This window comes from Pelagibius sp. Alg239-R121, assembly GCF_947331435.1.
Lineage (GTDB): Bacteria > Pseudomonadota > Alphaproteobacteria > Kiloniellales > Kiloniellaceae > Denitrobaculum.
The window spans coordinates 180,611-205,125 of sequence record NZ_CAMZOF010000012.1; the positions used below are offsets into that span (position 1 = coordinate 180,611).

22 protein-coding genes are annotated in these 24,515 nt (G+C 55.3%); 5 read left to right on the plus strand and 17 right to left on the minus strand.

What is annotated here, in order from left to right:
- Nucleotides 1-61: 61 nt before the first annotated feature.
- Nucleotides 62-697 carry a hypothetical protein gene (locus tag QMZ18_RS31765; protein ID WP_282610452.1) on the plus strand — a complete coding sequence of 212 codons (636 nt, stop codon included), beginning with the start codon at nucleotides 62-64 and terminating at the stop codon, nucleotides 695-697.
- Between the two features lie 165 nt (nucleotides 698-862).
- Here the strand turns inward: QMZ18_RS31765 and mmsB are convergent, their stop codons facing one another.
- The 7 genes from mmsB to QMZ18_RS31800 form a co-directional block, all read right to left on the minus strand.
- Nucleotides 863-1,786, minus strand: a complete 924-nt coding sequence (mmsB, locus tag QMZ18_RS31770; protein ID WP_282610453.1) for a 3-hydroxyisobutyrate dehydrogenase — start codon at nucleotides 1,784-1,786, stop codon at nucleotides 863-865.
- 63 nt (nucleotides 1,787-1,849) lie between these two features.
- Nucleotides 1,850-3,394 carry an aldehyde dehydrogenase family protein gene (locus QMZ18_RS31775; RefSeq protein ID WP_282610454.1) on the minus strand — a complete coding sequence of 515 codons (1,545 nt, stop codon included), beginning with the start codon at nucleotides 3,392-3,394 and terminating at the stop codon, nucleotides 1,850-1,852.
- A 153-nt stretch (nucleotides 3,395-3,547) separates the two neighbouring features.
- On the minus strand, nucleotides 3,548-4,780 hold the full coding sequence (locus tag QMZ18_RS31780) for a TRAP transporter substrate-binding protein (RefSeq protein WP_282610455.1): 1,233 nt from the start codon (nucleotides 4,778-4,780) through the stop codon (nucleotides 3,548-3,550).
- Between the two features lie 142 nt (nucleotides 4,781-4,922).
- A complete protein-coding gene (locus QMZ18_RS31785) occupies nucleotides 4,923-5,705 on the minus strand; it encodes an SDR family NAD(P)-dependent oxidoreductase (protein WP_282610456.1) in 783 nt (260 codons plus the stop codon).
- A 381-nt stretch (nucleotides 5,706-6,086) separates the two neighbouring features.
- Nucleotides 6,087-6,770: a Crp/Fnr family transcriptional regulator gene (locus tag QMZ18_RS31790; protein ID WP_282610457.1), complete on the minus strand. Its 684-nt coding sequence runs from the start codon at nucleotides 6,768-6,770 to the stop codon at nucleotides 6,087-6,089.
- Between the two features lie 82 nt (nucleotides 6,771-6,852).
- Nucleotides 6,853-7,251: a response regulator gene (locus QMZ18_RS31795; protein WP_282610458.1), complete on the minus strand. Its 399-nt coding sequence runs from the start codon at nucleotides 7,249-7,251 to the stop codon at nucleotides 6,853-6,855.
- The gene (locus QMZ18_RS31800) at nucleotides 7,248-9,731 is read right to left on the minus strand and encodes a PAS domain-containing protein (RefSeq protein ID WP_322097503.1); all 2,484 of its coding nucleotides are present in this window, start codon (nucleotides 9,729-9,731) and stop codon (nucleotides 7,248-7,250) included. Before QMZ18_RS31800 ends, QMZ18_RS31795 begins: the two co-directional genes overlap by 4 nt.
- A 751-nt stretch (nucleotides 9,732-10,482) precedes the next feature.
- Between QMZ18_RS31800 and hydA the strand changes: the two genes are divergently transcribed.
- Nucleotides 10,483-11,937 (plus strand): dihydropyrimidinase, encoded by a 1,455-nt coding sequence (gene hydA, locus QMZ18_RS31805; protein WP_282610460.1) that lies wholly within the window; start codon nucleotides 10,483-10,485, stop codon nucleotides 11,935-11,937.
- 85 nt (nucleotides 11,938-12,022) lie between these two features.
- On the opposite strand, the gene QMZ18_RS31810 is transcribed toward hydA, so the two are convergent.
- The 3 genes from QMZ18_RS31810 to QMZ18_RS31820 all read right to left on the minus strand — a co-directional run bounded on the left by QMZ18_RS31810 (nucleotide 12,023) and on the right by QMZ18_RS31820 (nucleotide 14,969).
- Complete coding sequence (locus QMZ18_RS31810) at nucleotides 12,023-13,333, minus strand: TRAP transporter large permease (RefSeq protein WP_282610461.1); 1,311 nt, start codon at nucleotides 13,331-13,333, stop codon at nucleotides 12,023-12,025.
- Nucleotides 13,330-13,824: a TRAP transporter small permease gene (locus QMZ18_RS31815; RefSeq protein ID WP_282610462.1), complete on the minus strand. Its 495-nt coding sequence runs from the start codon at nucleotides 13,822-13,824 to the stop codon at nucleotides 13,330-13,332. Before QMZ18_RS31815 ends, QMZ18_RS31810 begins: the two co-directional genes overlap by 4 nt.
- A 143-nt stretch (nucleotides 13,825-13,967) precedes the next feature.
- On the minus strand, nucleotides 13,968-14,969 hold the full coding sequence (locus tag QMZ18_RS31820; RefSeq protein ID WP_282610463.1) for a TRAP transporter substrate-binding protein: 1,002 nt from the start codon (nucleotides 14,967-14,969) through the stop codon (nucleotides 13,968-13,970).
- A gap of 313 nt (nucleotides 14,970-15,282) precedes the next feature.
- Between QMZ18_RS31820 and QMZ18_RS31825 the strand changes: the two genes are divergently transcribed.
- Nucleotides 15,283-15,972 (plus strand): GntR family transcriptional regulator, encoded by a 690-nt coding sequence (locus tag QMZ18_RS31825; RefSeq protein ID WP_282610464.1) that lies wholly within the window; start codon nucleotides 15,283-15,285, stop codon nucleotides 15,970-15,972.
- Between the two features lie 292 nt (nucleotides 15,973-16,264).
- Nucleotides 16,265-17,014: an SDR family NAD(P)-dependent oxidoreductase gene (locus QMZ18_RS31830; protein ID WP_282610465.1), complete on the plus strand. Its 750-nt coding sequence runs from the start codon at nucleotides 16,265-16,267 to the stop codon at nucleotides 17,012-17,014.
- Between the two features lie 160 nt (nucleotides 17,015-17,174).
- On the opposite strand, the gene QMZ18_RS31835 is transcribed toward QMZ18_RS31830, so the two are convergent.
- From QMZ18_RS31835 to QMZ18_RS31865, 7 genes are all read right to left on the minus strand, one after another.
- Nucleotides 17,175-17,861, minus strand: a complete 687-nt coding sequence (locus QMZ18_RS31835; protein ID WP_282610466.1) for a fumarylacetoacetate hydrolase family protein — start codon at nucleotides 17,859-17,861, stop codon at nucleotides 17,175-17,177.
- A gap of 53 nt (nucleotides 17,862-17,914) precedes the next feature.
- Nucleotides 17,915-18,976, minus strand: a complete 1,062-nt coding sequence (locus QMZ18_RS31840; RefSeq protein ID WP_282610467.1) for an Ldh family oxidoreductase — start codon at nucleotides 18,974-18,976, stop codon at nucleotides 17,915-17,917.
- Between the two features lie 30 nt (nucleotides 18,977-19,006).
- Nucleotides 19,007-19,591, minus strand: a complete 585-nt coding sequence (locus tag QMZ18_RS31845) for an ABC transporter permease (RefSeq protein ID WP_282610468.1) — start codon at nucleotides 19,589-19,591, stop codon at nucleotides 19,007-19,009.
- 181 nt (nucleotides 19,592-19,772) lie between these two features.
- Nucleotides 19,773-20,582: an ABC transporter ATP-binding protein gene (locus tag QMZ18_RS31850; protein ID WP_282610469.1), complete on the minus strand. Its 810-nt coding sequence runs from the start codon at nucleotides 20,580-20,582 to the stop codon at nucleotides 19,773-19,775.
- Nucleotides 20,582-21,403: an ABC transporter permease gene (locus tag QMZ18_RS31855; RefSeq protein ID WP_282610470.1), complete on the minus strand. Its 822-nt coding sequence runs from the start codon at nucleotides 21,401-21,403 to the stop codon at nucleotides 20,582-20,584. Before QMZ18_RS31855 ends, QMZ18_RS31850 begins: the two co-directional genes overlap by 1 nt.
- Before the next feature lie 177 nt (nucleotides 21,404-21,580).
- The gene (locus tag QMZ18_RS31860) at nucleotides 21,581-22,585 is read right to left on the minus strand and encodes an ABC transporter substrate-binding protein (RefSeq protein WP_282610471.1); all 1,005 of its coding nucleotides are present in this window, start codon (nucleotides 22,583-22,585) and stop codon (nucleotides 21,581-21,583) included.
- 67 nt (nucleotides 22,586-22,652) lie between these two features.
- Nucleotides 22,653-23,612: a fumarylacetoacetate hydrolase family protein gene (locus QMZ18_RS31865; protein WP_282610472.1), complete on the minus strand. Its 960-nt coding sequence runs from the start codon at nucleotides 23,610-23,612 to the stop codon at nucleotides 22,653-22,655.
- Between the two features lie 218 nt (nucleotides 23,613-23,830).
- Here QMZ18_RS31865 and QMZ18_RS31870 point away from each other — a divergent pair, with 218 nt between their 5' ends.
- A complete protein-coding gene (locus QMZ18_RS31870; protein ID WP_282610473.1) occupies nucleotides 23,831-24,514 on the plus strand; it encodes a FadR/GntR family transcriptional regulator in 684 nt (227 codons plus the stop codon).
- Nucleotide 24,515: the final 1 nt, after the last annotated feature.

Genomic DNA, 24,515 nt, shown 5'->3' on the forward strand with positions numbered 1-24,515 from the left:
ATGCGGGCTTAGTCGTTGGCAACGAGACTGATTCTCCAAGCGACAATAGGAGGTAATCGTCATGGCAAACACGCACACCGTAACCGTTCATGTATGGGATAGTGATGATCAATTTGAGAAGGCCGCAGACGGAGATAAGACCGTAAATCTGAATGCGCCCGCGGTCATCTTGGGTCATGCCTCATTGAAGCTTCAGCACGTCGGTGCAGCCAAAGGAGATTACTACTATTTAAGTTTTTGGCCCGAAGGTAATCATGAAGACCGACCCGCTTTTGGTGGTAACGCAAGAAACCATCAGATGCCGTTACGACACGGACCAGGGTCTGAAGCTCAGGCTCTCGCAGCTGCAAATTTCAAGAAGTTCGACAGCAGTAACTTAGGCGCTGAAAGTAATGACATCTCTTCTGATTGGGAAGATGAAAAGCCTACAACTACATACAGGATAAACGGATTAAATATGGCTAGAATGGTTGGCTGGGTTCAAAATATTCAAGACAAAACTATGAGTGATTATTATTATCATTTAATAAAACATAACTGCGCCACAGCCATTGCCCAGTGCTTAGAAGTCGGCGGAGCACCCAATAAGCCTGCACATAATGTATGGACGCCCCGCAGAGTTGGCGTTTGGTGCGAGCAACTTGTCGTTCATTTTAACGGTCAAAAAAAGACCGCTGCCGGAGTACAGAATTTTTGACCGGAACACTGCGCAACACCATGTAACATCCAGCCAATTCTGAATGCTGATAGTAGCCTGAACTAACTACCATCCGCTGGAAAGCTCTATCAAAGTTTGCTTCGCCTAAACCGGCGTAGGATCGGCATCGAGTTCTGCAGCACTAACTTAGTTACGTCCCAAAGCCTACTCCCCGCCCGGATCGAAGGGATAATCCCAGGCGTCACCGCCAATGAGTTTGGAGATACCGGAATAGTCGGTCTGGCTGTCGCCGGAATCGCAGAAGTGCGAAAAGATCGAGAGCGCGTGGGCAGCGAGCGGTGTGCAGGCGTCGACCGAGCGGGCGGCGTCTTGCGACAGGCGCAGGTCCTTGCGCATCATCTCAGCGGTGAAGCCCGGTTTGTAGCCGTTGGTGGAAGGCACGCCTTCAAGAAAACCGGGTAAGGGGCAGTAGTTGCTGAGCGCCCAGTTCTGGCCCGACGCGTTGGTGATAATCTCGAAGGTTCGCTCCAGATCCAGGCCCAGGCGTTTCGCCATCATCAGAGTCTCAGCGGCGGCGATCATGGAGATGCCCAGAGACATATTGTTGCAGATTTTCACGCCGATGCCGCTGCCCTGCGGGCCGGCGTAGAGTAGCTTCTGGCCCATAACATCCAAGACCGGCCGCGCCCGCTCGAAGGCTTCCTCCGTACCGCCGACGATGAAGTTCAGCTTGCCTACACGCGCCGCCATGACGCCACCGGTTACGGGAGCATCGATCATTTCCAGCCGTGAATTTGAGGCTGCCGTGCCGACAGCACGTGACGTCTCAACGTCGATAGTCGAAGAATCAATCAGTAATGTCCCTGGAGCCGCGGACGAGATCAGCCCGTCGTCGCTGAGATAGACCGTGCGTACGTGCTGCCCTGCCGGCAGCATGGTCACAACGGTGGTCGCACCCCTTGCCGCATCAGCGATCGAATCTGCGATAGTGGCACCGGCCGCATCCGCCTGTTTCAGCGCCGGCTCCGACAGATCGAAAGCCCGCACGGCATATTCCGCTTTTAAAAGCTGCTCGACCATGGGCAAGCCCATGTTGCCGAGACCGATAAAGCCAATCGTTTCCGCCATCATCATCTCTCCATAGAAGGTACGCACCACGCAGGCGTAGCAGTGTTCTCGCTCGGCCCTGTTTTAAAGACCGGGATTTGGTGTGCCGCGGTTGATCAGGACGGTCTTCGAGCAGGTGAAGTGGTTCAGCATGCTGTCGAGAGCGTATTCCTTGCCCAGGCCGCTCATTTTCAGACCACCGTATGACACGTTCGAGCGTGGCGCGACGCATTGATTAACCTGGACAAAGCCCGCCTCGATGCGATCGACGTATTCCATCGCTCGGGAAAGATCTCGGGTCCAAAGGTTTGCAGCCAGACCATAGGGCGTGTCGTTTGCGTTGACGATCATCTCGTCAAAAGACGTAAAGGGCAGCACAGTCGCGACCGGGCCGAAGATTTCGTCCTGACAGAGTTCCGACGTCAGCGGCAAGCCATCGAGCAATGTCGGCGGATAGAAGTAACCCTTGCCGAGTTCAGGGTCCGACGGCCGCTGGCCGCCGAAGAGGACCCGGGCGTCGGGGGTGTTGTGGGCGATCTCCATGTAGTGCAGCGTGCGCTGGAACTGTTCGGCGGAAATGATTGCGCCCATATCAGTGGCTTCGTCCATGGGGTTGCCGAGTTTGATATCGGCCAGCTTTGCTGTGACACCCGCGACCACCTGGTCGTAGATGCTTTCCTGCACAAAGACCCGTGTGCCTGCGGTGCAGGCCTGACCCTGACGGGTATAGCGCATGCCGTCGATGATGCCCGGGATTGCGAGATCCAGATCCGCGTCCTGCAGAACGATGCTGGGGTTCTTACCACCGAGTTCCAAGGTGACTGGGCAGAGCTTCGGGGCGGCGTAGCTTGCGATCGCCTGTCCCACCGCGAGTGAACCGGTGAAGGTCACTTTTCGCACAGCGGGATGTTCAACCAACGGCTTTCCGCAATCCTCGCCGTAACCGGAAATCACATTGAGCACACCGGGTGGCAGTTCGCGGTTCATGATCTCGGCCAAGAACAGCACACAGAACGGCGCTTGCTCGGCAGTCTTGACGACGACCGTGTTCCCCGCCGCGATCGCCGGCGCCACCTTGGCGACGAAGAGAAACAGCGGCGCGTTCCAGGGAATAATACCCGCGACGACCCCGACGGGATCACGCGTGCTGTATTGCAGGACATCGGGATGAGCCGAGGGGATGGTCTCCCCCTTGAGTTCGCCGGCCAGCCCGCCGAACATGCGGGTCAGATCGATGCTGGAGCCAGTTTCAGGCCTGGCCTGCGTGCGTAGCGCGTTGCCGGTATCCAGCGCCAGAACCCGTTCGACCATTGCCGCATTGGCTTCAATGGCGTCCGCTGCCTTTTGCAACATGCGGCCACGATCCCGAGCGGCAACTGTCTTCCACTTTACGAAGGCTTTATGAGCAACCTCAACCGCCGTATCGACATCGGCCTTACCACACTTGGGAGCTTGCCCAATGACGGAAAGGTCGCCTGGATGAATGACCTCGAAGTTTTCCTCAGCTTGCGCCTTCCGCAGTTGGCCGTCGATCAGCACTTTGCCGGAAAGACGCCGGGTCTCCGCAAGAGCCTGTGCTGCGTTTTGCATGGCTGCTGTCTGGTTATCGGTCATTGCTAAATCAGTCATCTCTCGGTTTCTCAAAACTCATTCCAGTCGTCTGCCAGCCTGTGCACTGGGATGAAAGAGAGTACGTGGGGCGGTGACCCCACGTACTCCAATGAGCAAGAGGAAAGCGCAACCTCTTACTCGCCTCCAGGGAGGATCTTTTGGTTGCCGCCTTTACGATTTCCACCAACGGCGTGGTTCCACATTTTCGACCAGCGTATCGGCAGGCAACTCGCGGGCGATCCGATGGATCTCCGTGTAGGTGTCGATGCCACCGGCCCAGCCATTGATGCGTTCGCGCCACTGCTCCCAGGGCTCCGGGACATGCTCGGGTGCGCAAAGTTTGGCGGCTTTCTCACGCTCTTCGTCCGAAAGCGGAATGAAACGCGTGCCGTTTTTCACAAAGATTGTGTTTGGCAGCTGCGGCACGGAATGACCCACCGTATTAACCAGCGCAGCTTCATGTGCGCCTTGAATCAGAGCCTGTGTGAAGTAGGCAGATTCCATGACATCGTCCTGCAGATCACTGCCGAGGCTTTCGAAGACATCCAAGTTCATGGCGGTATGTTCGAAACCGGAGAAGAAGCGCAGATCGATAACCTGGCTGACCACTGGCGACATGTTGGCGTAGGCCACTGCAGAGGACCAGGTTTCAGCACCGTCTATCAAACCCGTCTTCAGGCCGTCGAGGGTTTCTTCCCAGGCAATTGGTGTCGGGTTCAGCTTGAGAAGCGTCATGGCGATCCGGCCAAGCTGTGTGCCGGTCACCCGATTCTTGGTTCCCGCAAGCTCTTCGATTTTGGTGACGTCCGGACGGTCCTTCCACTTCAGGCCCATCTGTAGTCCGCGCAGCTGACAGACCGAAAAGAGGAAGTGCAGCTTATGCTGCTTGCGTAGCGGTTCCCGGAAGATCCGCTCGCTTTCCGGGTGGTAGAGGAAATGATATTGCGACGCCCGGTTGGGGAACATGTAGGCATAATCGAGCACGTTATAGTAAGGCGCGCCGCCAGCCGTGTTTTGGGTAGAGGCCGCAAAGATATCGACGATGCCCTGCTGGGTTTTCTTCACGCAGTTGAGCTGCCCGCAGATCGCATTGTTGCCGATAAACTCGACACGGATCGCACCGTCCGATCGTTCCTCGAGGTCGCGGACGAACTCGAGACAACCTGCGCGCTCGATCAGGAGATTACGCTCGTTGAACCCGGACGCACCGAATTTCAAGGTATGTTTGGCCGGTGTTTTGAAGCGCTTCTCATAGGTCGAGTTCGCCGCTTCCGCCAAGCGTGGCAACGTGATCGCTCCGGTCAGGGTTGCCCCACCCAGCAACGTCGAGGTCAAACCGTACCGGCCTGCGACCCGCATCAGGTCGCGTCTGGAAACACCCTCGCTTACGAATTTGTTCAGCATTACCTTCCTCCCAATAGTCATTGCGCTTTTTTATCGCGCCTTGCGTTCAGGCTTCACGCGAAGAACCGGATCCACCTGTGTCTGCCGCCATCAGGCGGTAATAGAGGGATCTTCCTTAATCCCACTTTCTATTCCCTTCAGTTCAATCCCAAAGGGGTGTCTCTCCCGATCGCGATCTGGCGCCGAGCCAGCCGCCTTCGATCTTGATCTCCGATCCGTTGACAAAGCCCGATTCTTCGCTCGCCAGGAACACCGCCGCGCCCGTAATGTCGTCCGGCTGCCCCCATCGTCCGATCAGATTTTCTTCCGCCCAGGCGGGACCGGTATCCGAGGCCTCAGCGAAGGATTGGTTAAAGGGGGACGCGATCATGCCGGGTGCGATGGCGTTAACACGGATGTTTTTGCCTGCCAGATCGGTCGCCATGGCGCGTGTCAGTCCAAGGACGCCGGATTTTGCAGCCACGTAGGCGCAGCGGTTCGGACGGCCCATAAAACTCGCAATCGAAGCCAGATTAATGATGTTACCGGAACCCCGCTTGACCATGTCGGGGAGGACAGCCTGCGCGCAGAGAAATGGACCGGTCAGGTTGATCCGGAGCATCTGCTCCCAGTCCTCCAGGCTATGCTGCATGAGGCCCTTAATAATCCTGGCGCCGGCGTTATTCACGAGTACGTCGATCTGGCCATAGGCTTCCAGAACCGTGGCTGCCATACCTGTGGTGCTGTTGGGATCTGTGATATCGACCAGTAGCGGAAAAGCATTCCCACCGGAATCACAGATTGATGACGCGACCTGTTCGGCCCCTTGACGGTCTATGTCGGCAACGACGACCCTGGCACCTTCATTCGCAAAAGCTGCGCAGATGGCCGCTCCGATTCCATTACCGCCGCCGGTGACAATCGCGACTTTATTTTCCAGCCTCATGATTGGGCAGCTCTCCTCTAATCCCGCGCCTGAATGTTCCGTCGGCGAGCGATGATTTTCTTAGTTTAGTACGCGCTGAAGCCGGCCAGCCTATAGAGGCAGTTCGTTTCGGTTCGAATCATCGTGATCCTTGAACCAGTCTCCAGTTAGCCGGTAAGAGAGCTATTCGTGTTCTATACGGCTCAAACAACAACGGTCGCTCTCCAACAGGTGAACGCTATTGAAGAAAAGATTACAGATGTTCTTTTTCGGTGAATGTCAGATTTTTGACATTCGGGCAGATTGCTAAAGATTGTTCATCAAGGGCCCGACAAGAGCTAAATCGGTTTCCACAAACCCAGCATCTGAATTGCATAGTCCAGCGCAATCAACGATCAGCCTCTAGGCAGAAAGGATTCGGTTCAGCTTTTCCGGCCGAAGGATGCGGATACGCCGACGTTTATTCTCGATCAGCCCGTCAGACACGAAAGTCCTGAGGATCGCCGTTACATATTGTCTCCGGGAAAGAACAAGCGTGGCCAATTCCTCGTGCGTAATCGGCAAAACTGGCTCTTCGTTCTTGGGCGTCCGGGTTGCAACTTCGGCGTTCAGCTGCAACAGAACACGCGCCAGACGCTGTTCGACACTATGGCCGGTAACGTCGCTGACCCGGCTGTGCAGCAGCTGCTGGCGCTTCAAGAGCACACGCACCAGCAGGACACCCAACTCGCCGTCCGAGCGCATGTAGTTAAAAAATTCATCGCGACTGAAACAGGTCGTCTCCGCTTGCTCGAGCGCGATACCGTTCGCATCACGCAACGCCTGCGGCCGGAGCGCGGAAAGGCCAAGCAGACTTCCCGGACCATGGATCTTGAGCAGAGTCTCATGCCCGTTTTCATCAGTACAGGTCGCTTTTACCGTACCGCTGTTCAGCACATAGACGTGCCCGGCCGTATCGCCTTGAAAATAGAGGTGTTCATTGCGGCTGAAGGCGCGTTTCTGGCCGAGCATCGCCAAACTGCGCAGGTATGCGTCGTTCAGATCCTGCTCGAGGTCGATCCCGTCGCTGAGTTCAAAGTCTGACATGCTTTCGGTATAGTCTTCATCGTCGGCCTACCGCAATGGCTTCGCCGAACCTTCTTCGGACTCTGCCGGTGGCGGCACTGCTTCAGCGAGTTTCCTCACCGGATTGCTGCGTCTTCTGTAGAATCCGGCGCAAGGTATCTACGCGAACCGGTTTCGCGATCGGGCTGATCTTCAGGTTTTTGGAACGACCCATTGCCAACTTATCGGCCATAATGGCGTAGCGCGGATCGTATCCCGTTGCCAGCACGACATGAATCGGGCGTTCCTTGGACGAGAGCCAGCGAATGATCTCGATCCCATCCATGTCGGGCATCACCAGATCGAGAACTATCAAGGTCGGATCAAAAGACTCAAATAGCTCCTGGAACTTGCGGGAATCCTGAATCGTCTCAACGAGGTAATCTTCCTGCTCGGCGACCGTGCGCACGTATTCACAGAACTCCGGTTCATCATCGAGGACGAGTAATCGCCGCTGCGTCATGACTCCCCCTTCTCTACGTCGTCACCTTTCGGCATCTCTCGTGCAAGGGCTTCGCGTATCTTCAGCGCAAGGTCTTTTTTGCGAAAGGGTTTTTGCAGCAGCAGGGCGTCGTGGTCCAGGCGACCGTGGTGGATGATAGCATTTTCAGTATAACCCGACATATAGAGCACAGCTGTGCCCGGCCGCATCGCCACCACGGCGCGGGCCAATTCGCGGCCATTCATCCCTTCCGGCAGGACAGCGTCGGTCAGCAACAGGTCGATTGGCTCGGTAACCTGCAGAAGGCTTAAGGCTTTCGGACCACTTTCGGCCATGAAAACCCGATACCCCAGTTCAACGAGCAGATCGCGCGCCAATTCACGCACCAGGCTGTCATCTTCAACGACGAGTACAAGCTGGCCTCTTCCGGTGACGTCGCCCCGATCAACATTAGTCACTGGCTCTTTCTCGTCCGGCGCCATAGCCCTGGGCAGGTAGATTTTGATGGTCGTACCTTCGTCCTCCTCACTATAGACCGAGATATGCCCGCAGGATTGCTTAACGAAGCCGTAAACCATGCTGAGTCCCAAACCACTTCCCTGACCGGCTTCTTTCGTCGTGTAGAAGGGCTCGAAAATCCGCGCCTTGACGCTGGAGGACATTCCTGTGCCGGTGTCCGTCACCGCGATCATCACGTATTGACCAGGTGTTACCTCAAGCTGTGCCGCCGCATATTCATCATCGATGTAGGCATTCGCTGTTTCCAGGGTCAGTTTGCCCCCGTCCAGCATCGAGTCCCGCGCGTTTATCGCCATATTCAAAAGAGCGTTTTCGACCTGAGAGGGATCGACTTCACAACGCCACAGGCCCGCCGCGCGCACGAATTCCAGTTCATTCTGCTCACCGATCGCCCGGCGCAAAAGGTCTTCGATACTGCGGATCAAGCGGTTGACGTCGGTCGGCCTCGGCATCAAAGGCTGCTTGCGCGAGAAAGCCAGCAAACGCTGGGTCAGCAAAGCGCCTCGCTCAGCGGCGCGGATTGCCTTAAACGCCAGGTTAGCGCATTCCTCATGATCCTTCACATGTTCTGACATTAAGTCCAGGTTACCGAGTACGACCGCCAGGATGTTGTTGAAATCATGGGCGATGCCACCGGTCAACTGGCCAACCGCCTCCATTTTCTGGGCCTGACGCAGCTGCTCTTCGCGTTGAACCAAATCGGTCACATGCGTATATCTTGCCAAAGTGTAACCTTCGGCGGTACGGATCCGGCAGGCGTCGGACCAGTGTTCACTACCATCGAGCCATCTGTACTTGATCCTGTATTGTGGCTCCTGTTCGCCCACCTGCAGTGACCGGAATCCGAGAAGAAGTTCCTCCACCCAGGCATCTTCACGGCCTTCGGCACCTTCCACCGAGCCAAGCCTGATGATTTCACGCAGTACGTCTTCGTAGTGGTCGCCGAGGCTGGTGTTCCAGCCGGCACTCTTGACGAAACTCGCAAAGGTATCGTTGTGATAAATCATCACTTCGTCGGGATCGTAGATCGCAAAGCTTACGTCCCGCATGTCCAAAGCTTTGGCGAAGAAATCCTGAAGGCGCTCGCGCTCCCTAATTGCCTCGATTTCCTTGGTAATGTCAGAGGCGCTGCCCCGGTATCCTATGAAGCGGAGGGCAGAGTCGAACAGGGGAATGCCGCTTATGGAGATATGATGGAGTTTACCGTCGCGTCCCCCTTTGTAATGCCCTCGGAAGTCACGAAAGGCTTCATGCGCTTCGACAAGTCGGCGATACTCCTGCCAAACCTGATCGCTGTTGTCCGGATCGTTGGCCTCCCAGGGGGTCATGCCGATCTGCCGGCCGATATCGATGCCACCTAAATCACTGGCCCGTTCGGACAGATACGAGAGCCGCAGGTCCGAATCAATTTCCCAGAACCAGTCTGATGAAGCCGACACGATGTCCCGAAATCGCTGTTCACTGATCTGCAACGCTTCTTCGGCGCGCTTACGTTCATCAATGTCGACCATCAAGGCATAGAAACCCTGTACTCTGCGGGCTGGATCGATCGTGTTTGATCCCTGACCTACCAAATCGGGTACGTAGGTAACGGAAATCCAGTGACGCCTGCCGTCCTTGAAAACAATCTGATTTTCGAACTTGACGGTTTCTCCTGCGAGCGCCCGATCCATCATCGGCCTCGCCAGAGCATAGGTTTCGGGAGTCAGAAAATCCCCGGGAGTCTTGCCGATGATCGTATCGGCATCGGCATCCAGCGTTTCGGCATAGCGGCGGTTGACGACACGATAGCGCAGGTCTGCATCGAGGTAAGCGATCAGCGCGGGGACATTATCCATAACCAACCGCAACTCGGCTCCACTTCTATGAAGCGAGTCATTGGCAGATTTATGATCTCCGTCGTCCTCGATGAGGTAAATTCCTTGATAACAGAGAATACTAGAACAAGCATAACAAAATACATTCAGCGCACAAAGCAGCAATAACCAACATTCACTTATAGTTGTTTATCAATCTCATGCATGAATTCATCTCAATGACATAAATATCCGCGCTGCCTATATACAATGATTCGCAGAAACTACCAGAGATCGTATCTATTCTCGGGCATATCATTATTCAGTCGCAGCTCTTAATGCACCACGACCCTGCACCGCAACATAGCCGCTCGTCCATGGCCAAGGATGAGCCACGCTGAATCGATGAGCGCTGCACAGGAGTGTAGATTTGGCTTAGCAGGTATGCCTGCAAGCTCCCAGCAGAGGTCATTGACCGATCCGCATTGCGGAATGGGCAATGCATAGCCGTACAGACGAAGTCTGAGAGCTCAGAAATAATTTGACCAAATGGACAGGTTTCCTGGATGATTAAAAAAATACGGAATCTTTAGCAGGCCACGCAGGTTCAAATCGGCCCTACTTCCGGCGGATACTGCAGTGGCCTCAGGGGAAGAGGATATCCAGTTTTGCGGAGACGAAGCATCAGGTCGGTTGCAAAGATTAGCTCAAAACGCGGACGCTTGCGGGGCAGAGGTTTCACAAACCACGCACAAAAACTGAGCAAAGCCGCCTGAAGGAACCGAATTCGACGCAAGACCTAGAGTGCGATCGTTCTTGATTGAAGAAATTAAGGACGTGAATCGCCCTCAAACGATATGATCAAGAGGCTGAGTCACGTTTTTCACATAACCAATGAAAAGCGATCAGGCCTCAGCTGAACGAGAGGAGAGCGAAAATGTCTGTTCTGATCCGAGGCGGTACCATCGTTACCGCAGATCGCAGCTATCGCGGCGATGTCTACAGCGAAAACGGCACCATCAAAGCTATCGGTGAAAACCTGGACGTCCCTGCCGGCGCAGAGGTGGTTGACGCAGGCGGTTGCTATGTTATGCCCGGCGGCATCGATCCACATACTCACATGGAACTGCCCTTTATGGGCACCGTAGCCTCCGAAGATTTCTTCACGGGCACGACAGCTGGCGCGGCCGGCGGCACCACCATGATTATCGATTTCGTAATCCCATCGCCCCAACAGAATATCATGGAAGCCTACAACACCTGGCGCGGTTGGTCCGAGAAGGCCGCAACCGACTACTCCTTCCATGTCGCTATCACCTGGTGGGACGAGAGCGTCCATAAGGATATGGGTACCCTGGTCGCCGAGCACGGCGTCAACTCCTTTAAGCACTTCATGGCCTACAAGGGCGCGATCATGGCCGAAGACGAGGTGCTGGTGAATTCCTTCACCCGGGCCCGCGAATTGGGTGCGATCTGCACGGTTCATGCCGAGAACGGCGAATTGGTGTTCCACCTGCAGCAGGAGATGCTGAAGAAAGGCATCACCGGACCTGAGGGGCATCCTCTCTCCCGCCCCCCCGAAGTCGAGGGTGAGGCTGCGAACCGGGCAATCCGGGTCGCGCAGGTACTTGATGTGCCGCTCTACGTCGTCCACAACTCCTGCATCGAATCCCTGGAAGCCATCACACGGGCACGACAGGAAGGCCAGCGGGTCTTTGGAGAAGTGCTAGCTGGACATCTGCTGGTGGACGACAGCGTTTACCGCCATCCGGATTGGGATTTTGCAGCAGCACACGTCATGAGCCCGCCCTTCCGGGCAAAGAAACACCAGGAAGCTCTGTGGCGTGGTCTGCAGTCCGGCAATCTGCAAACCACGGCGACCGATCATTGCTGCTTCTGCGCGCCGCAAAAGGCCGCCGGCATGGACGATTTCAGTAAGATTCCGAACGGTACGGCCGGCATCGAAGATCGCATGGGCGTGCTGTGGCATCACGGCGTGAACAGCGGCAAGCTGACCATGAACGAGTTCGTGGCAGCGACCTCGTCCAACGCAGCCAAGATCTTCAATATCTATCCGCGCAAGGGCTCGATCACCATTGGTGCCGATGCCGATGTGATCGTTTGGGATCCGAAAAAGAGCCGCACGATCTCAGCCAAGACCCATCACCAGAACATCGACTTCAATATTTTTGAAGGCATGACGGTCACCGGCGCCAACACCATGACCATGAGTCAGGGCAAGATCGTTTATCAGGACGGCGAGTTGCGGACGGAACGTGGCGCAGGACGCTACATCGACCGGCCACCCTTCGCGTCCTACTACGACGCACTCAAAATCAAGCATGAGCGCGAACAGCCTGTGCCTGTCGAACGGCCGCAAGCTGCGGAGTAGTCCACGTCAAACAAGCTCGAATGATTGTGAATACAGCAAACCCCGTCAACTTTGGCGGGGTTTGTTCTTTTAAGCGGCTGACGCGTTATCGAATCGAGTTTGGCAGCAAAAGCTTCGGCAACCACAAGACGACTTCCGGCAGCAAGATGATAATGAGGAGAATCAGCAGCATCGGCAGCAGAATAATCACGACGTCCCGCAACACCTGCACCACGTTGAGACCGCCGATCGAGGCGGAAATCAGCAGACAGAGGCCGTATGGCGGCGTCACCAGACCAAAGGCAAGTGACACAATTCCGATGATCGCGAAAGCCACCGGGTGGATGTCCGCCGCCGTTGCAACCGGAAAGAGCACCGTGCCCAGGATGATGATGGTCGGGATGGCATCGATGAAGAGGCCGAACAACAGAAACAACGCAGCAATGACGAGAGCCGTTCCGAACTGACCGAATTCCAGACTGGTCATCAGTCCCACGATCAAACGTGGCACGTTGTAAAAAGCAAGCATCCATCCGAAGGCGGAAGCCGTGCCGATGGCAAAGAGCGAGATGGCGGCAAAGCGGCCCGTATCGTACAGCACATCGACCAGATCGCGCGCACTGATCGAACGGTAAACGAAGAAACCCAGGACGAAAGAATAGAAGGCCGCGACGATGGCGCTTTCCGTGGGCGTTACGATTCCGCCGACAATCCCGCCGATCACGAAGACTGGAGTAAGCATGGCGAGGCCCGCGCCTTTCAAGGCCAGCCAGAATTCGCCAAAGGTGGGGCGTCCCGCAGTCGGATAATCGTAGACCTTGGCATAACCATAAACCGTCGCCATCAGGGCGGCAGCAATCATCAATCCAGGTATAGCACCGGCCAGAAACAGCGCGCCGACCGAAATGGACATCACGCCACCCCAGACAACCATTAAGATACTGGGCGGAATGATCACTCCCATGACCGAAGAGCAGGCGGTGATCGCGACTGCAAAGCGTGGATCGTAGCCCTGCTTGGTCATGGCTGGGATGAGAATCTTGCCACAACCTGCGGCATCGGCAGTCGAGGAGCCCGAAATTCCGGCGAAGAGCATGGAGACCGCGACATTTACCTGCCCCAATCCGCCCGGCAGCCAGCCGGTCAGCACCCGGGCCAGCTCAATCAATCGATCTGTGATCTTGCCCGAATTCATCAGGTTGGCGGCCAAAAGGAAAAACGGAACCGCCAGCAGGATGAAGGAATTATAAGACTGAAACATCCGGTCCATGATAAGGAAGGGCGTCAGACGCAAGTCAAACGCCACAACCGGAATGGTCGCGATCCCCAACGCAAAAGCAACGGGAACCCGCGCGGCCACGAGAAGGACAAATCCGCCCACCAGGATAAGGCAGGCAACACCGGTTGGGATAATCACTCCGTCACCTCGCTTCGGTGACGATAGTCCCGTACCACTTCCCACAGCCGGTAAAGCGCGAATATCGACCAGCTGATTCCCGCAATGGGCACGGTGATATAGATCACAAGAAGGTTCACCTGCATCATCACCGACTGTTGTATTGAGCCGAACTTTGCGTATCCGATGCCGTAGTACGCAAAGAGGACCGCGAAGGTGCTGACCATCGCCAGTACAAAGCCCTTTTGCAGGAGCTTGCCGAGCGGTGACTTCGCATCCGGCACGACATGAACATCAAAGTGCGTGCCCTCCCACACCGCGATCATGGAGCCGACCATCACGATCCAGATGAAAATGAATTTTGCGAGTTCTTCGGTCCAAAGATAAACCGGGATTAGGCCGGTGTAGCGAGCGATCACCTGCATTGACACCGGGACAATCAGAACAGCGATCAAAACGCCGACGAGAATTCGCAGCACCTGACAATAGGCTTCCAGAGCCTGCTTAATCATGGCGATATCCAACGCGTGAGTTTTTGAGGTCGAACCTGTTGCACCCAGTAGAGTGAAACACACTCAAATTCCTGCGCCAACGAGGGTGGTCTCAAAAAAAGCACCCCGCGGCCGGTCGACCGCGGGGAGCAGTGCAGGTACGTTTATTTCTCGCGGATCGCCTTAAGCAAGGCGTCTGCGCCCAGTTCCTTGGCATAGGAATCCTGAACCGGAATCACCAGATCGAGCAGCTTCGCGCGTTCGGCGAAAGGATGAACCTGGATCTGTTTGGCGGTTTCCATCTGTGTCAGCTTCTCGCCGTCCTGACGGGATTCCAGCTCACGGCCGTATTCTCCCGCTTCCTTACCGGCACGTAACACGATCTCCTGCATCTCCGGGGACAGCTTTGCAAAGGATTTGCCGCTGAAGAGAATGGGACGGACGGTGATGGAGTGTTGAGTCAGCGTGATGTGTGGTGCGACTTCGAAAAACTTGTACTGTAAGAGACTCGCAGACTCGTTCTCCAGACCATCGACCACACCGGTCTGAATGGCGTTGTAGACCTCGGAATAGGCAATCGCCGATGGCGCTGCAGTCAGAGCCTCGAACACGCGGGCCTGAATCGGCGCGCCCATGACGCGCATCTTGTGACCCGCCAGCTCGTCCATGTTGGAGATCTTCTTGTTCGAGATCAGGTTACGGGTTCCACCGCCTGCATATCCGATGACCTTAATGTCTGCCTTTTCGAGAATGGCATCTTCCAAAGGCTTCAGCACATCGCTGGAAAGAACCGCATTCCAGTGATCGAGGTCGCGGAACACGAACGGCATATCCATGAGCGGTACCGACGGTGCGAAACGGGCAAGGTTCGACGGTGCCGCGATGGCGTAGTCGATGGCAACACCTTGATTCAAAAAGTTGACGTAGTCTGGCTCTATCCCCAGTTCGCTGTTACCGCGAAGATCGAACTCAATCTCCTTACCGGCATACTTGTTGACCAACTCACCGAAGCGGATAAGCGTTTTACTGTAGGCATGCTCGTTGTCGAACAGGCTTGCACCCCGAAATGTCATATCTGCGGACTGCGCAACGGTCGCCGAGACAGCAAGCGCCCCAACGATGGCAGCACCTTGAAACAGTCTTTTTGTCGTGTTGAAAAGCGTCATGTCATTCCTCCCAGAGACCTGATTTCGCCACTCCTGGAATGTTGGGCAGCGGATTGATTTCTTGATTTTCATGATCGAGACAAGCACGCCAATTTGCGCTCGTCAACAAATATGTAGACTAGTATGGTAATTTACTGAAATCTTAAAACCTGCGGTCCGACGACAGTTCCCATTTAAGGTTATGGCTTGAGAAACCCCTCTCTTCATGGTTTATCGTCAAGCAGCGCAGTGTGCGGGACGTCTGTCATACAGCCGAGATTCTGTATCTGCAGTTGACGGGTTCGCCGAACAAGCTGGCAATCTGGGGTATTGAATGAACGTACAGAATACATTCCGGGATTCGGAAAGACGGACGTCCGCCGACGAAGTTTTTGAACGGTTGCGCGCAGATATTGTGGCACTCCGTTTAATCCCCGGCGCCAAGCTCTCGGAAGTAGAGGTTGCAAAGCAGAGCGACGTGTCGCGGCAACCAGTGCGCGAGGCCTTCATTCGTCTCAGCAACATGAATCTGCTTCTGGTCCGACCTCAGAAAGCAACGCTGGTTCGGAAGATTTCCGTGCAAGACATTCTCAATACGCGATTTATCCGCACTGCGATCGAAGTCGAAGTGGTGCGCAAGGCCTGTCTGACAGTGGACGAAGAGGGCCTTAAGAGGATCAAAGACAATCTGAAGCAGCAAAAGCGAGCCGCCAACAAGCGGGATAGTGACCGGTTCCACGAACTCGATTACGAATTTCACCATTTGATCTGCGCCGCCGCCGACAGCGAGTTTGCGTTCGCTGCAATTGCGGAAAACAAGTCCCACGTCGACCGCCTATGCATGCTGAGTCTGGCGAACAAGAGCGGGATGTTAGAGCTGTATCGGGACCACTCGGCGATTTATGACGCCCTCGAAAAGCGGGATGAAGAGGGCATCGTCTCCATGACAAGGCTGCACCTTTCGCGTCTTGACGAAACGCTGGACGATGCCCGAAAGAACCATCCCGACTACTTCGAGGATTAAAACCTTCGGCAATTTGGTAACATTCCTCTCCCTGCTGCTCCCTGCCCGCATCAGCTATTGTATGCCCTTGCGTTGATGGTCTGATCAGTTTTCTTTGAATCAAACACGAATACGAAACACTTCACCTTCAAAGCATTGGAGGATGAGGGATCGAATTCCTTGACAGATCTAGGAGACTACCATACCAGTTTAATCATAACCGGTAACTGACACCTTGAGCATGGTCGCGCCACTTTGACGCAATTAATGACGGCCAGACCCTAGATTTGATTGAAAGCACGAGGAAGAATTGATGAACCTGAACGACAAAGTAGCGATTGTAACCGGCGGGGGCCGAGATATTGGCCGCGCCTGTGTCATGAGATTGGCGCAGGAAGGCGCGAAGGTTGCAATCAATTACCATTCCAGCAGCGCAGGTGCAGAGTCCGCAGTTCAGGAAATCACTGCTGCCGGCGGCGAGGCTTTCGCTCTTCAGGGCGACATGACCAAACCAGCCGACGTTGAGAAGCTTGTCAGCGAGACCCGCACGACCTTCGGCAACGCCATCAATGTTCTCATCCATGTGACCGGAGGTCTGGTCGCACGCAAGCGCATCGAAGAAATGGACCTCGAGCACTACAACCGGGTCATGGACTTGAACACCACATCACTGTTTCTGACCGTAAAGGCGATTGAGCCCTTTATGCCTGAAGGCAGCGCGATCGTTCCACTTGCTTCACAGGCCGGCAGAGATGGTGGAGGTCCAGGCGCTGTAATCTACGCCACCTCAAAGGGCGCCGTGATGACGATGACCCGCGGTTTGGCCAAGGAGTTTGGTCCACGCATCCGCGTCAATGCCTTGTGCCCTGGGATGATCGACACCGACTTCCATAACACTTTCACGAAACCCGAAGTCCGCACGCACGTGGCCAATGCCAGCCCGTTAAAACGCGAAGGCACGCCAGAAGACACCGCTAATCTTGCCGTTTTCCTTGCTTCGGACCGATCGGCTTTCATGACCGGTGCCTGCATCGACATCAACGGCGGCATGTTGTTTTCCTGACCCTCAGGCCCTTCTTTGTATCGGCTGACCGGAGTTGCACACCTTTACTCCAGATTATGATCGTTTTTCTGGAACATCGTGTGTCACACCTGACGCATTGAAGCTGTCCGAAATTGAAAGCAACCGCTTATCAACCTCCAAAAGCTGCCAAAGCGTAATATCAGACGACAGTTATCTTCAAATCACCCACACCTTCTACATGGCCGTGGAGCCTGTCACCGCGCTGTACCGGTCCGACGCCAGCCGGCGTACCAGTCAGAATGATGTCGCCAGCCTGCAGGGTAAACAGCTCCGACAGATAGGAAATCATCTCGGGGATTTTCCAGATCATCTGATTGAGGTCGCCTTCTTGCCGAACTTCATCGTTAATCTTGAGCCACACGGCCCCATGATCGGGATGACCGGTGTCCCCAGCCGGGATCAAGGCTGAGCACGGTGCCGAGTTTTCAAAGGCTTTACCGATTTCCCATGGTCGGCCGAGCTTCTTCATCTGTCCCTGCAGGTCGCGCCGTGTCATGTCCAGAGAGACGCCATAGCCGAAGACGCAGTCGAGAGCGGCTTCCACAGGGATATCACTACCGCCGGACTTGAGGGCGACGGCCAGTTCGATTTCGTGATGAACGTCGCTGGTCTTGCCGGGGTAGGGAAAATCTTCGCCTTCGAGCAGAATATTGCCGGGGTTTTTCTGAAAGAAAAAAGGCGGTTCCCGATCCGGATCATGCCCCATCTCGATGGCATGAGCCGCATAGTTTCGTCCAACGCAATAGATTCGATGGACAGGGAACACCTCGTCGCTGCCGCGCACCGGAATTGTCGTTTGTTTAGGAGGAGAGAAGACGTATTTCATGGTTCTGTGCTTTCAAACTTTGTGCCGCGGCCCGGTAAATAAAAATCTCGCGGTTAACCGGCCAACTCCGGAATACTCAGTTCCTGCGCGATCTTGGAAAGTGTGTCAACGAGGTTTGGATGCAGGGGGATGCCGTTCAGATTCCGATCTTTATGGATATCACCGCGAAGCTGCCCCGGAATTCGGACGGGGTCATGCCCGGCAAGCGGCGTTGAACCGCGCATTGTGGCCAGAACACCGTCAACGGCAGACTTGAAGACAGCAACATCTCCAAAAGCCTCCACAGAAATGGCCGCAACGAACTGGCCGGTATTGGTGGGGCTTGTCGTATCCTTGGTAAAATTGACGACATCATCGCCGAAGGCCGCGCCATTGAGCGTACCAGCTAGCAATCCGATGGCCATGGCAAGCCCGTATCCCTTGGCTCCGCCTATCGGTAGCAACAGGCCTTCCCCCTGGCGGTTCGGATCGGTCATCGGATTGCCCTCACGATCGATCATCCAGCCTTCCGGCATCGGCTCACCGCGTTGAGCAAGGACCTTGATCTTGCCGGCGGCTGCGTTGGAAGTCGCCATATCCAGCACAAAGGGCGGTGCTTCTCCGGCTGGAACGGCAATGGCAATCGGGTTGGTGCCGAGCAACAGGTCCTGCCCACCGAAGGGCGCCACATGGTTGGCGCTGCCGACGGCGGCCACAATGCCGATCATATCTCTTTCCACCGCCATATTGACGTAGAGCGAAGCCGGTCCGGCATGGTTGCCGTTGCGCACACCGACCCAGCCGATGCCGCCGCCGGTCGCCTTTTCGATCGCCAGCTCCGTTGCCCGCTGCATAGCCAGATGTCCTAGACCATTGTCGCCGTCGACAACGGCACTGGCACCGCGTTCCACGGGCGTCGTTATATTGGCGTTCGGATTGGTGCCTCCATCTCGAAGCCGGTTGACGTACTGACGCAAGCGGAATGTGCCGTGCGTGTCGTAACCATAGAGATCCGCCCTGACCATCAATCCGGCGACGCTTTTGGCATCGGCTTCAGGCACGTTCAGCGCAATGAAGGCCGACGTCAGGAACGCTTCTATATTCTCGGCGCGGTATACTTTGCTATCTCCACTCATTGCGATGCCTCCTGAGCCTTCGTCAAGCTGTCAGGCACGGGTGCTGGCATAGTATTCAACCTTATGCTCCAGCCAGCCAATAGCCGAAGAGAACACCAGAGCGAAAATAAAGAGAATGATTGTCAAAGCCCAAAACTCCTCGAATTGGAAATTGTCCGAAAAGGTTCTGAATAGCCTGCCGAGCGCGACCACTGAGACCAGTAACTGACCGATCACGATGCCCTTCACCGCCCGGATCAACCCCATGCGGATGCCTGCGAGGATTTCCGGCAATGCCGCCCAGAATAAAACCTTGCTAATGAGCTGCCACCGGCTGGCGCCGAAGCAACGGCCCATTTCAGACAGCGACGGCGAGATGTGTCGAACGCCGGCATAGGTATCGAGGGCGATGATCCAAGTTGAAAACAAAACAACCGTCACGACGATTGTTGTCTGGCCGAGACCAAAGAGCAGCATCAGCACAGGCACCAGCGACGATAATGGCGCGCTTGCAAAGATGTTCACCCACATTCCAAGGACGCTGTTGGCGATTTTGTTGGTGCCCATCAGAAAGCCAATCACCACACCCAGCAAGATAGCAATGGCCATGCCGATCGCGAACGACTGAAACGTCAAGAGAGCCGCCGCCTGAAAATCCGCACGCTGAACCAGGATTACCAACTGCGCCAGAACAGCCGAGAATGGTGGCAGGATGAAAGCAAGTTCCAACTGCCCCGCAACTTCCCAAATCGCAATCCAGATCAGCAATGAAAAAACCGGCGGGATGCGAAAACCGTAAATACTCATCCAGCTGCCCTCAATCCAGGTATTTGCGCAGGTCGGTCCAGATCTCTTCGACGGTATCGAGATAGGTCTTGTTACGCCGTATGTCGTCCGGGCTGATGTCGCGGCTGATATCAGGACGGATCGTGGCGTGGATACGTCCCGGACGCGGCGATAAGAGGACGATTTGATCGGAGACGTAAACCGCCTCCTCGATCGAATGCGTAACGAAGATGACTGTTTTTCGCTCGACCGAGAGAAGATGCAGGAGGTCTTCCTGAAACTTGCGGCGCGTTTGTTCATCGACCGCCGAAAAGGGCTCATCCATCAGCAGCACATCCGCGTCGACCGCCATGGCCCGTGCCAGGCCGACGCGCTGACGCATGCCACCCGACAGTTCGTGGGGATACTTGTCCTCGAAACCGGCCAGGCCTACTTCGTTGATATAATGTCGCGCCTTTTCCTCGCGCTCGGACTTTGGGTGTTTTGTCAGTTCCAAGCCGAAGCCGACGTTGCGCAAAACCGTAGCCCAGGGCAGCAAGGCAAAATCCTGAAACACGAACGCGCGTTCCGGTCCTGGACCGGTGACCGGCCTGCCATGCACGAAAACCTGGCCGTCGCTTGGCTCCAGAAGCCCGGCGATAATTTTAAGCAATGTTGTCTTACCGCAACCGCTGGGCCCCAGCAGGGTCGTCATCTGGCCGGTCGGAAAAGCCAGGTTAATAGCATCGAGCGCGTGGATATCCGTCCCGTAGGTCTTTGAGATATTGCGCACCTCGACAATGTTGTCTTTTGAGGTTTCGGTCGTCCCTTTGTATGCCGGTGCTGCAGCTGCACTTGCCATTACAGACCTTTCTTCTTTTCGGGCCGGAAGTATTTGACTTCAACGTTTTCGAGAAACCCAACCATGACAGCGGAAAAGACAATGATCGAAAACACCGCTGCGTACATCTGAGGGTATTCCGCGATTGAACGGTGATAGGAGATCAAATCGCCAAGACCGGTCGGCGTGATCAGAAGCTCGGCGAGGATGACACCGATAAAACCCGCAGCGACACCCAGTCTGAGACCAGCAAAGATTATGGGTGCAGCGCTTGGGATGATCACCTTCCAGATTTCCTGCATCCGCGTCCCTTGAAAGGAACGACTCATCTGTATGAGACTCGGGCTGGCGTTTCGAACCGCCTTATAGGTGTTGAGGACAATGATGGGGGCGGCCAGCATGATGACCGCAACTGTTTTCGCGGTGAGCCCGATCCCATAGGCATAGGTTATCAGCGGGATCAGCGCAGCGACCGGAGAGGCCTGAAGCACAATGAAGATCGGTTCCCACATCCATTGGAACAGCCGGTTAAGCCCCATTCCAACGCCGATAACGACGCCAAACACTCCCGATATGATCACCCCGGTCGCAAGCGGCTTGAGCGTTTCACCGTAAGCATGGACCATGCGTCCATCCAAGGTCATCTCGAATAGGGCCTGCATGGTCTCGCCGAAGGTTGGGAAGGCGACACTGATTGGAATTCTGCCCGCGATCTCCCAGATGCCAAACACGGCTACGATCGACAACAATCGATAGACAAGCGTATTCGACAGGCCAAAGAGCAGATTCTTTTTCCCCGGCCTATCGGCTCCAGCCTGCGTTGACGAAGTGGCGCTCGACATTATTTCCCTTACATCGGGTCGTAGAGTCCAGCGTTCGCGCTATGCAGTAAATGGCGCGAACGCAGATGGATTTTCCTGTTCACCTAGAGCCTGATCCAGGTTCACCGAGTCTGTAGTGATCGTTAATCGGCCTCGACGCTACAATGCGCTCTGGGCGATGGATCCCCGGGGCGCGGATTACTTTTTGCCCAGCTTTGCCAGCGCTGCATCCACCGGGTCGAGGTACCAGTAGTCTTCGACCTTGAGTTCTTCCGCATTACCGTCCAGTGACCCGGAAGTCGTAAAGAAAGCGAAGTCTTCTTTAACGGAATCGGCGCTGCCACCATTGTCCGGATAAAGATCGATCTCGACGCCTTGTGTAAACGACGGCACGAGCTCGTCGACCTCGATTTTCTCGATATCAGGCAGAACATTATATTTGGCCCGAAGCGCTTCGATAGAAGCAGGATCGTCATTGATCTCCCGCCAGGTCTTGATCAACTCCTCAACCAGGATAGCGACGGCTTCCTTTTCACTTTCCAGCCAGTTCTTGTTGGCATAGAGCGCTTCATCCGTTGCCTTGATGTCCGGTAGCGGTAGAAAAACGAACTTTCCGGGGGCTTCACGTTCCAACAGTCGGCTGCGCTCGTAGTCCACGATCGATGCGGTTATGCGATCCTGCAATAAGGCGCCGGCACGAACACCGGAACCGGGAACATAGCTTACGGAGTTATAGGAGACGCCGTTTTCCTTGGCCATCAATTGCATAATCGCCTCGGTTCCCGAACCCCGGCCATGCACCGCGACATCGGCACCGTCGAGATCCTTCCAGCTTTTGTACTTCTCGCCGTTCACGACCGGATAGAAACGCAACATAGAAAGTTGATAGAACATCCGGATAGGTGCTTTGACCTTCTGGATCAAAGCGTAGGGAGTGCCGACGCCGATATCGGCCTGGCCGCTGACGATCGCCTGGGCCGCTAGATCTTCGGACTGCAAATACGATGTCTCAACCGAGACGCCGCGTTCCGCTGCGCGAGCCACAGCGATCATGAAGTTGACCATTTCACCGCCGGGAACGTCACCGAAGGCGACCCGCATTGTGCCTTTGTCCTGTGCCATTGCAGGTACAGCCGTAAACCCCATAACCAACGCCACCGCTACCGCGGTGCCGGCACGTTTCACTTTGGCAAAGCTCTGCATTGTTTCCTCCCAGGTTTGTTTTGCGTAATCCTTTACGGATTATTTTGTCCGGAGATCTTTGAGACAGTCAGGCAGCGAGACCCTCCTTGGAGACATCACGAACGCTATTCGTCAACTGACCAATGCCTTCGATTTCGCAGGTGAGGATATCGCCGTTTTTCAAGAACTGTGGAGGGTCCATGGCATAGCCGACGCCCGAGGGGGTCCCTGTCGCCAGAAGATCACCGGACTCGAGCGTCAAACCCTCGGAAAGCTGCTCCAGCAGATGAGCGATCGGAAAAATCAGATCTCCGGTACTGCCGTCCTGACGCAGCTCGCCGTTAACCTTTATGCTGATGCGCAGATTTTCGAAGTTCGGCAATTCATCGAGCGTGACAATCTGTGGCCCCATCGGGCAGCAGGTATCCAGGCCCTTGCCTTTCAAAAACTGACCGCCGTGCGCGCGTTGAAGGTCGCGCGCCGTAACGTCATTGATAATGGTGAACCCAAAAATATGATCCAGGACGTCCGCCGCCTTGATGTTACGGCCGGGTTTGCCGATCACAACGCCCAACTCAACCTCATAGTCCATTTTGTCGGAGACGGCCGGATCGAGACGTATCGCATCGCCCGGTCCAACGACGGCTGTCGGAGGTTTTGTAAAGAAGACCGGACGCTTCGGAACCTTGTCTTCCTTTTTCTGCGCCCGGCTCGACTCCGTGACATGAGCACGGTAATTGCTGCCGACGCAAAAAACGTTTTTTGCAGGCCGCGGGATAGGCGCCATCAGACTTACACTACCGATCGGCATTTGGGCTTCAGACAACACACCAGCTTGAGCCTCACGCAAAATGGTCCGACAGGCGTCGGCCAATGCCGGACCACCGGCGATAATACCGGTGATGTCTTTCGGAACCTCCAAGGTGTCTTTGACAGATCCGCTTGCTTTGGCGCGCGAAAACGCGGTTGCCAAATCCAAGAGAGTCCCGCCATCAACCTCCAGGGCCGGGCGTGGCTCATTGCCGGATCGATAGGTTACAAATCGCATGAGGTGTCTCCCACTGGATAACCGCATCAACTGGAAAAACTGCAACCGGCGCCGTTCAGGACTTCAAACTCGACCGTGACCCCCAAAACCAATCTTGATTTTGGTGTAACCTCATTGTGTTATTATTTGGCTTGTTACCTGCCATTTTTATAAATTAGATATGAAGCTTCGTTCCAAGAGAACCCCCTTTTTTAACCCAATATGCAAAATGGTTCGCAATGGTTGATAACGCAGGTGACGCTCAAACTGCCCTTGTTTCGCTCAGAAACTATCTGTCCGAACAGAAACTTGCGCTGAACGGCCGCTTGCCGGCAGAACGCCAATTGTGCAGCGAGCTAAATCTTTCGCGCGGCAAATTACGCAAGGCACTCGCGCAGCTCGAGTCTGAAGGCCAGATCTGGCGCCATGTCGGACGCGGAACTTTCATTGGCCCGCGGCCGGTCCTCAATCTCAGCGATGTCGAGTACTTGAGCGAACAGTCCCGCCCGACGGAAGTGATGGAAGCGCGCATGGCAGTTGAGCCTCAACTCGCAAAACTGGCGTCACTGCATAGCACCGCGTCAAATTTTGCCGAAATCCGCCGGTGCAACCGGCGATGCCGGGCGGCAAAGGAATGGCGCGTCTATGAGGCCTGGGACAATAATTTTCATCAGGCGATTGCATCGGCAACGTGCAACAGACTTCTGATCAGCCTGTTCGATACGCTGAACATTGTGCGGCGCTCAACGGTCTGGGGACAATTGCGCTCGACAAAACTGCCGCCAGCCGACCATCGCAGCTTTGATGAGCACGACGCAATTTATGAGGCGATCGCTGCACGCGATCCGGAGTTGGCAGCCGAATGCATGCGGACCCATCTCAGATCGGTTCGCGACAGAACCTTCTCTTCATTGGATTCCTGAG

What these genes read in the sequence shown, in the direction of transcription:
- QMZ18_RS31765 (WP_282610452.1), top strand. Translation starts at nt 62, where the DNA reads ATGGCAAACACGCACACCGTAACCGTTCATGTATGGGATAGTGATGAT.
- mmsB (WP_282610453.1), bottom strand. Translation starts at nt 1,786, where the DNA reads ATGGCGGAAACGATTGGCTTTATCGGTCTCGGCAACATGGGCTTGCCC.
- QMZ18_RS31775 (WP_282610454.1), bottom strand. Translation starts at nt 3,394, where the DNA reads ATGACTGATTTAGCAATGACCGATAACCAGACAGCAGCCATGCAAAAC.
- QMZ18_RS31780 (WP_282610455.1), bottom strand. Translation starts at nt 4,780, where the DNA reads ATGCTGAACAAATTCGTAAGCGAGGGTGTTTCCAGACGCGACCTGATG.
- QMZ18_RS31785 (WP_282610456.1), bottom strand. Translation starts at nt 5,705, where the DNA reads ATGAGGCTGGAAAATAAAGTCGCGATTGTCACCGGCGGCGGTAATGGA.
- QMZ18_RS31790 (WP_282610457.1), bottom strand. Translation starts at nt 6,770, where the DNA reads ATGTCAGACTTTGAACTCAGCGACGGGATCGACCTCGAGCAGGATCTG.
- QMZ18_RS31795 (WP_282610458.1), bottom strand. Translation starts at nt 7,251, where the DNA reads ATGACGCAGCGGCGATTACTCGTCCTCGATGATGAACCGGAGTTCTGT.
- hydA (WP_282610460.1), top strand. Translation starts at nt 10,483, where the DNA reads ATGTCTGTTCTGATCCGAGGCGGTACCATCGTTACCGCAGATCGCAGC.
- QMZ18_RS31815 (WP_282610462.1), bottom strand. Translation starts at nt 13,824, where the DNA reads ATGATTAAGCAGGCTCTGGAAGCCTATTGTCAGGTGCTGCGAATTCTC.
- QMZ18_RS31820 (WP_282610463.1), bottom strand. Translation starts at nt 14,969, where the DNA reads ATGACGCTTTTCAACACGACAAAAAGACTGTTTCAAGGTGCTGCCATC.
- QMZ18_RS31825 (WP_282610464.1), top strand. Translation starts at nt 15,283, where the DNA reads ATGAACGTACAGAATACATTCCGGGATTCGGAAAGACGGACGTCCGCC.
- QMZ18_RS31830 (WP_282610465.1), top strand. Translation starts at nt 16,265, where the DNA reads ATGAACCTGAACGACAAAGTAGCGATTGTAACCGGCGGGGGCCGAGAT.
- QMZ18_RS31835 (WP_282610466.1), bottom strand. Translation starts at nt 17,861, where the DNA reads ATGAAATACGTCTTCTCTCCTCCTAAACAAACGACAATTCCGGTGCGC.
- QMZ18_RS31840 (WP_282610467.1), bottom strand. Translation starts at nt 18,976, where the DNA reads ATGAGTGGAGATAGCAAAGTATACCGCGCCGAGAATATAGAAGCGTTC.
- QMZ18_RS31850 (WP_282610469.1), bottom strand. Translation starts at nt 20,582, where the DNA reads ATGGCAAGTGCAGCTGCAGCACCGGCATACAAAGGGACGACCGAAACC.
- QMZ18_RS31855 (WP_282610470.1), bottom strand. Translation starts at nt 21,403, where the DNA reads ATGTCGAGCGCCACTTCGTCAACGCAGGCTGGAGCCGATAGGCCGGGG.
- QMZ18_RS31860 (WP_282610471.1), bottom strand. Translation starts at nt 22,585, where the DNA reads ATGCAGAGCTTTGCCAAAGTGAAACGTGCCGGCACCGCGGTAGCGGTG.
- QMZ18_RS31865 (WP_282610472.1), bottom strand. Translation starts at nt 23,612, where the DNA reads ATGCGATTTGTAACCTATCGATCCGGCAATGAGCCACGCCCGGCCCTG.
- QMZ18_RS31870 (WP_282610473.1), top strand. Translation starts at nt 23,831, where the DNA reads ATGGTTGATAACGCAGGTGACGCTCAAACTGCCCTTGTTTCGCTCAGA.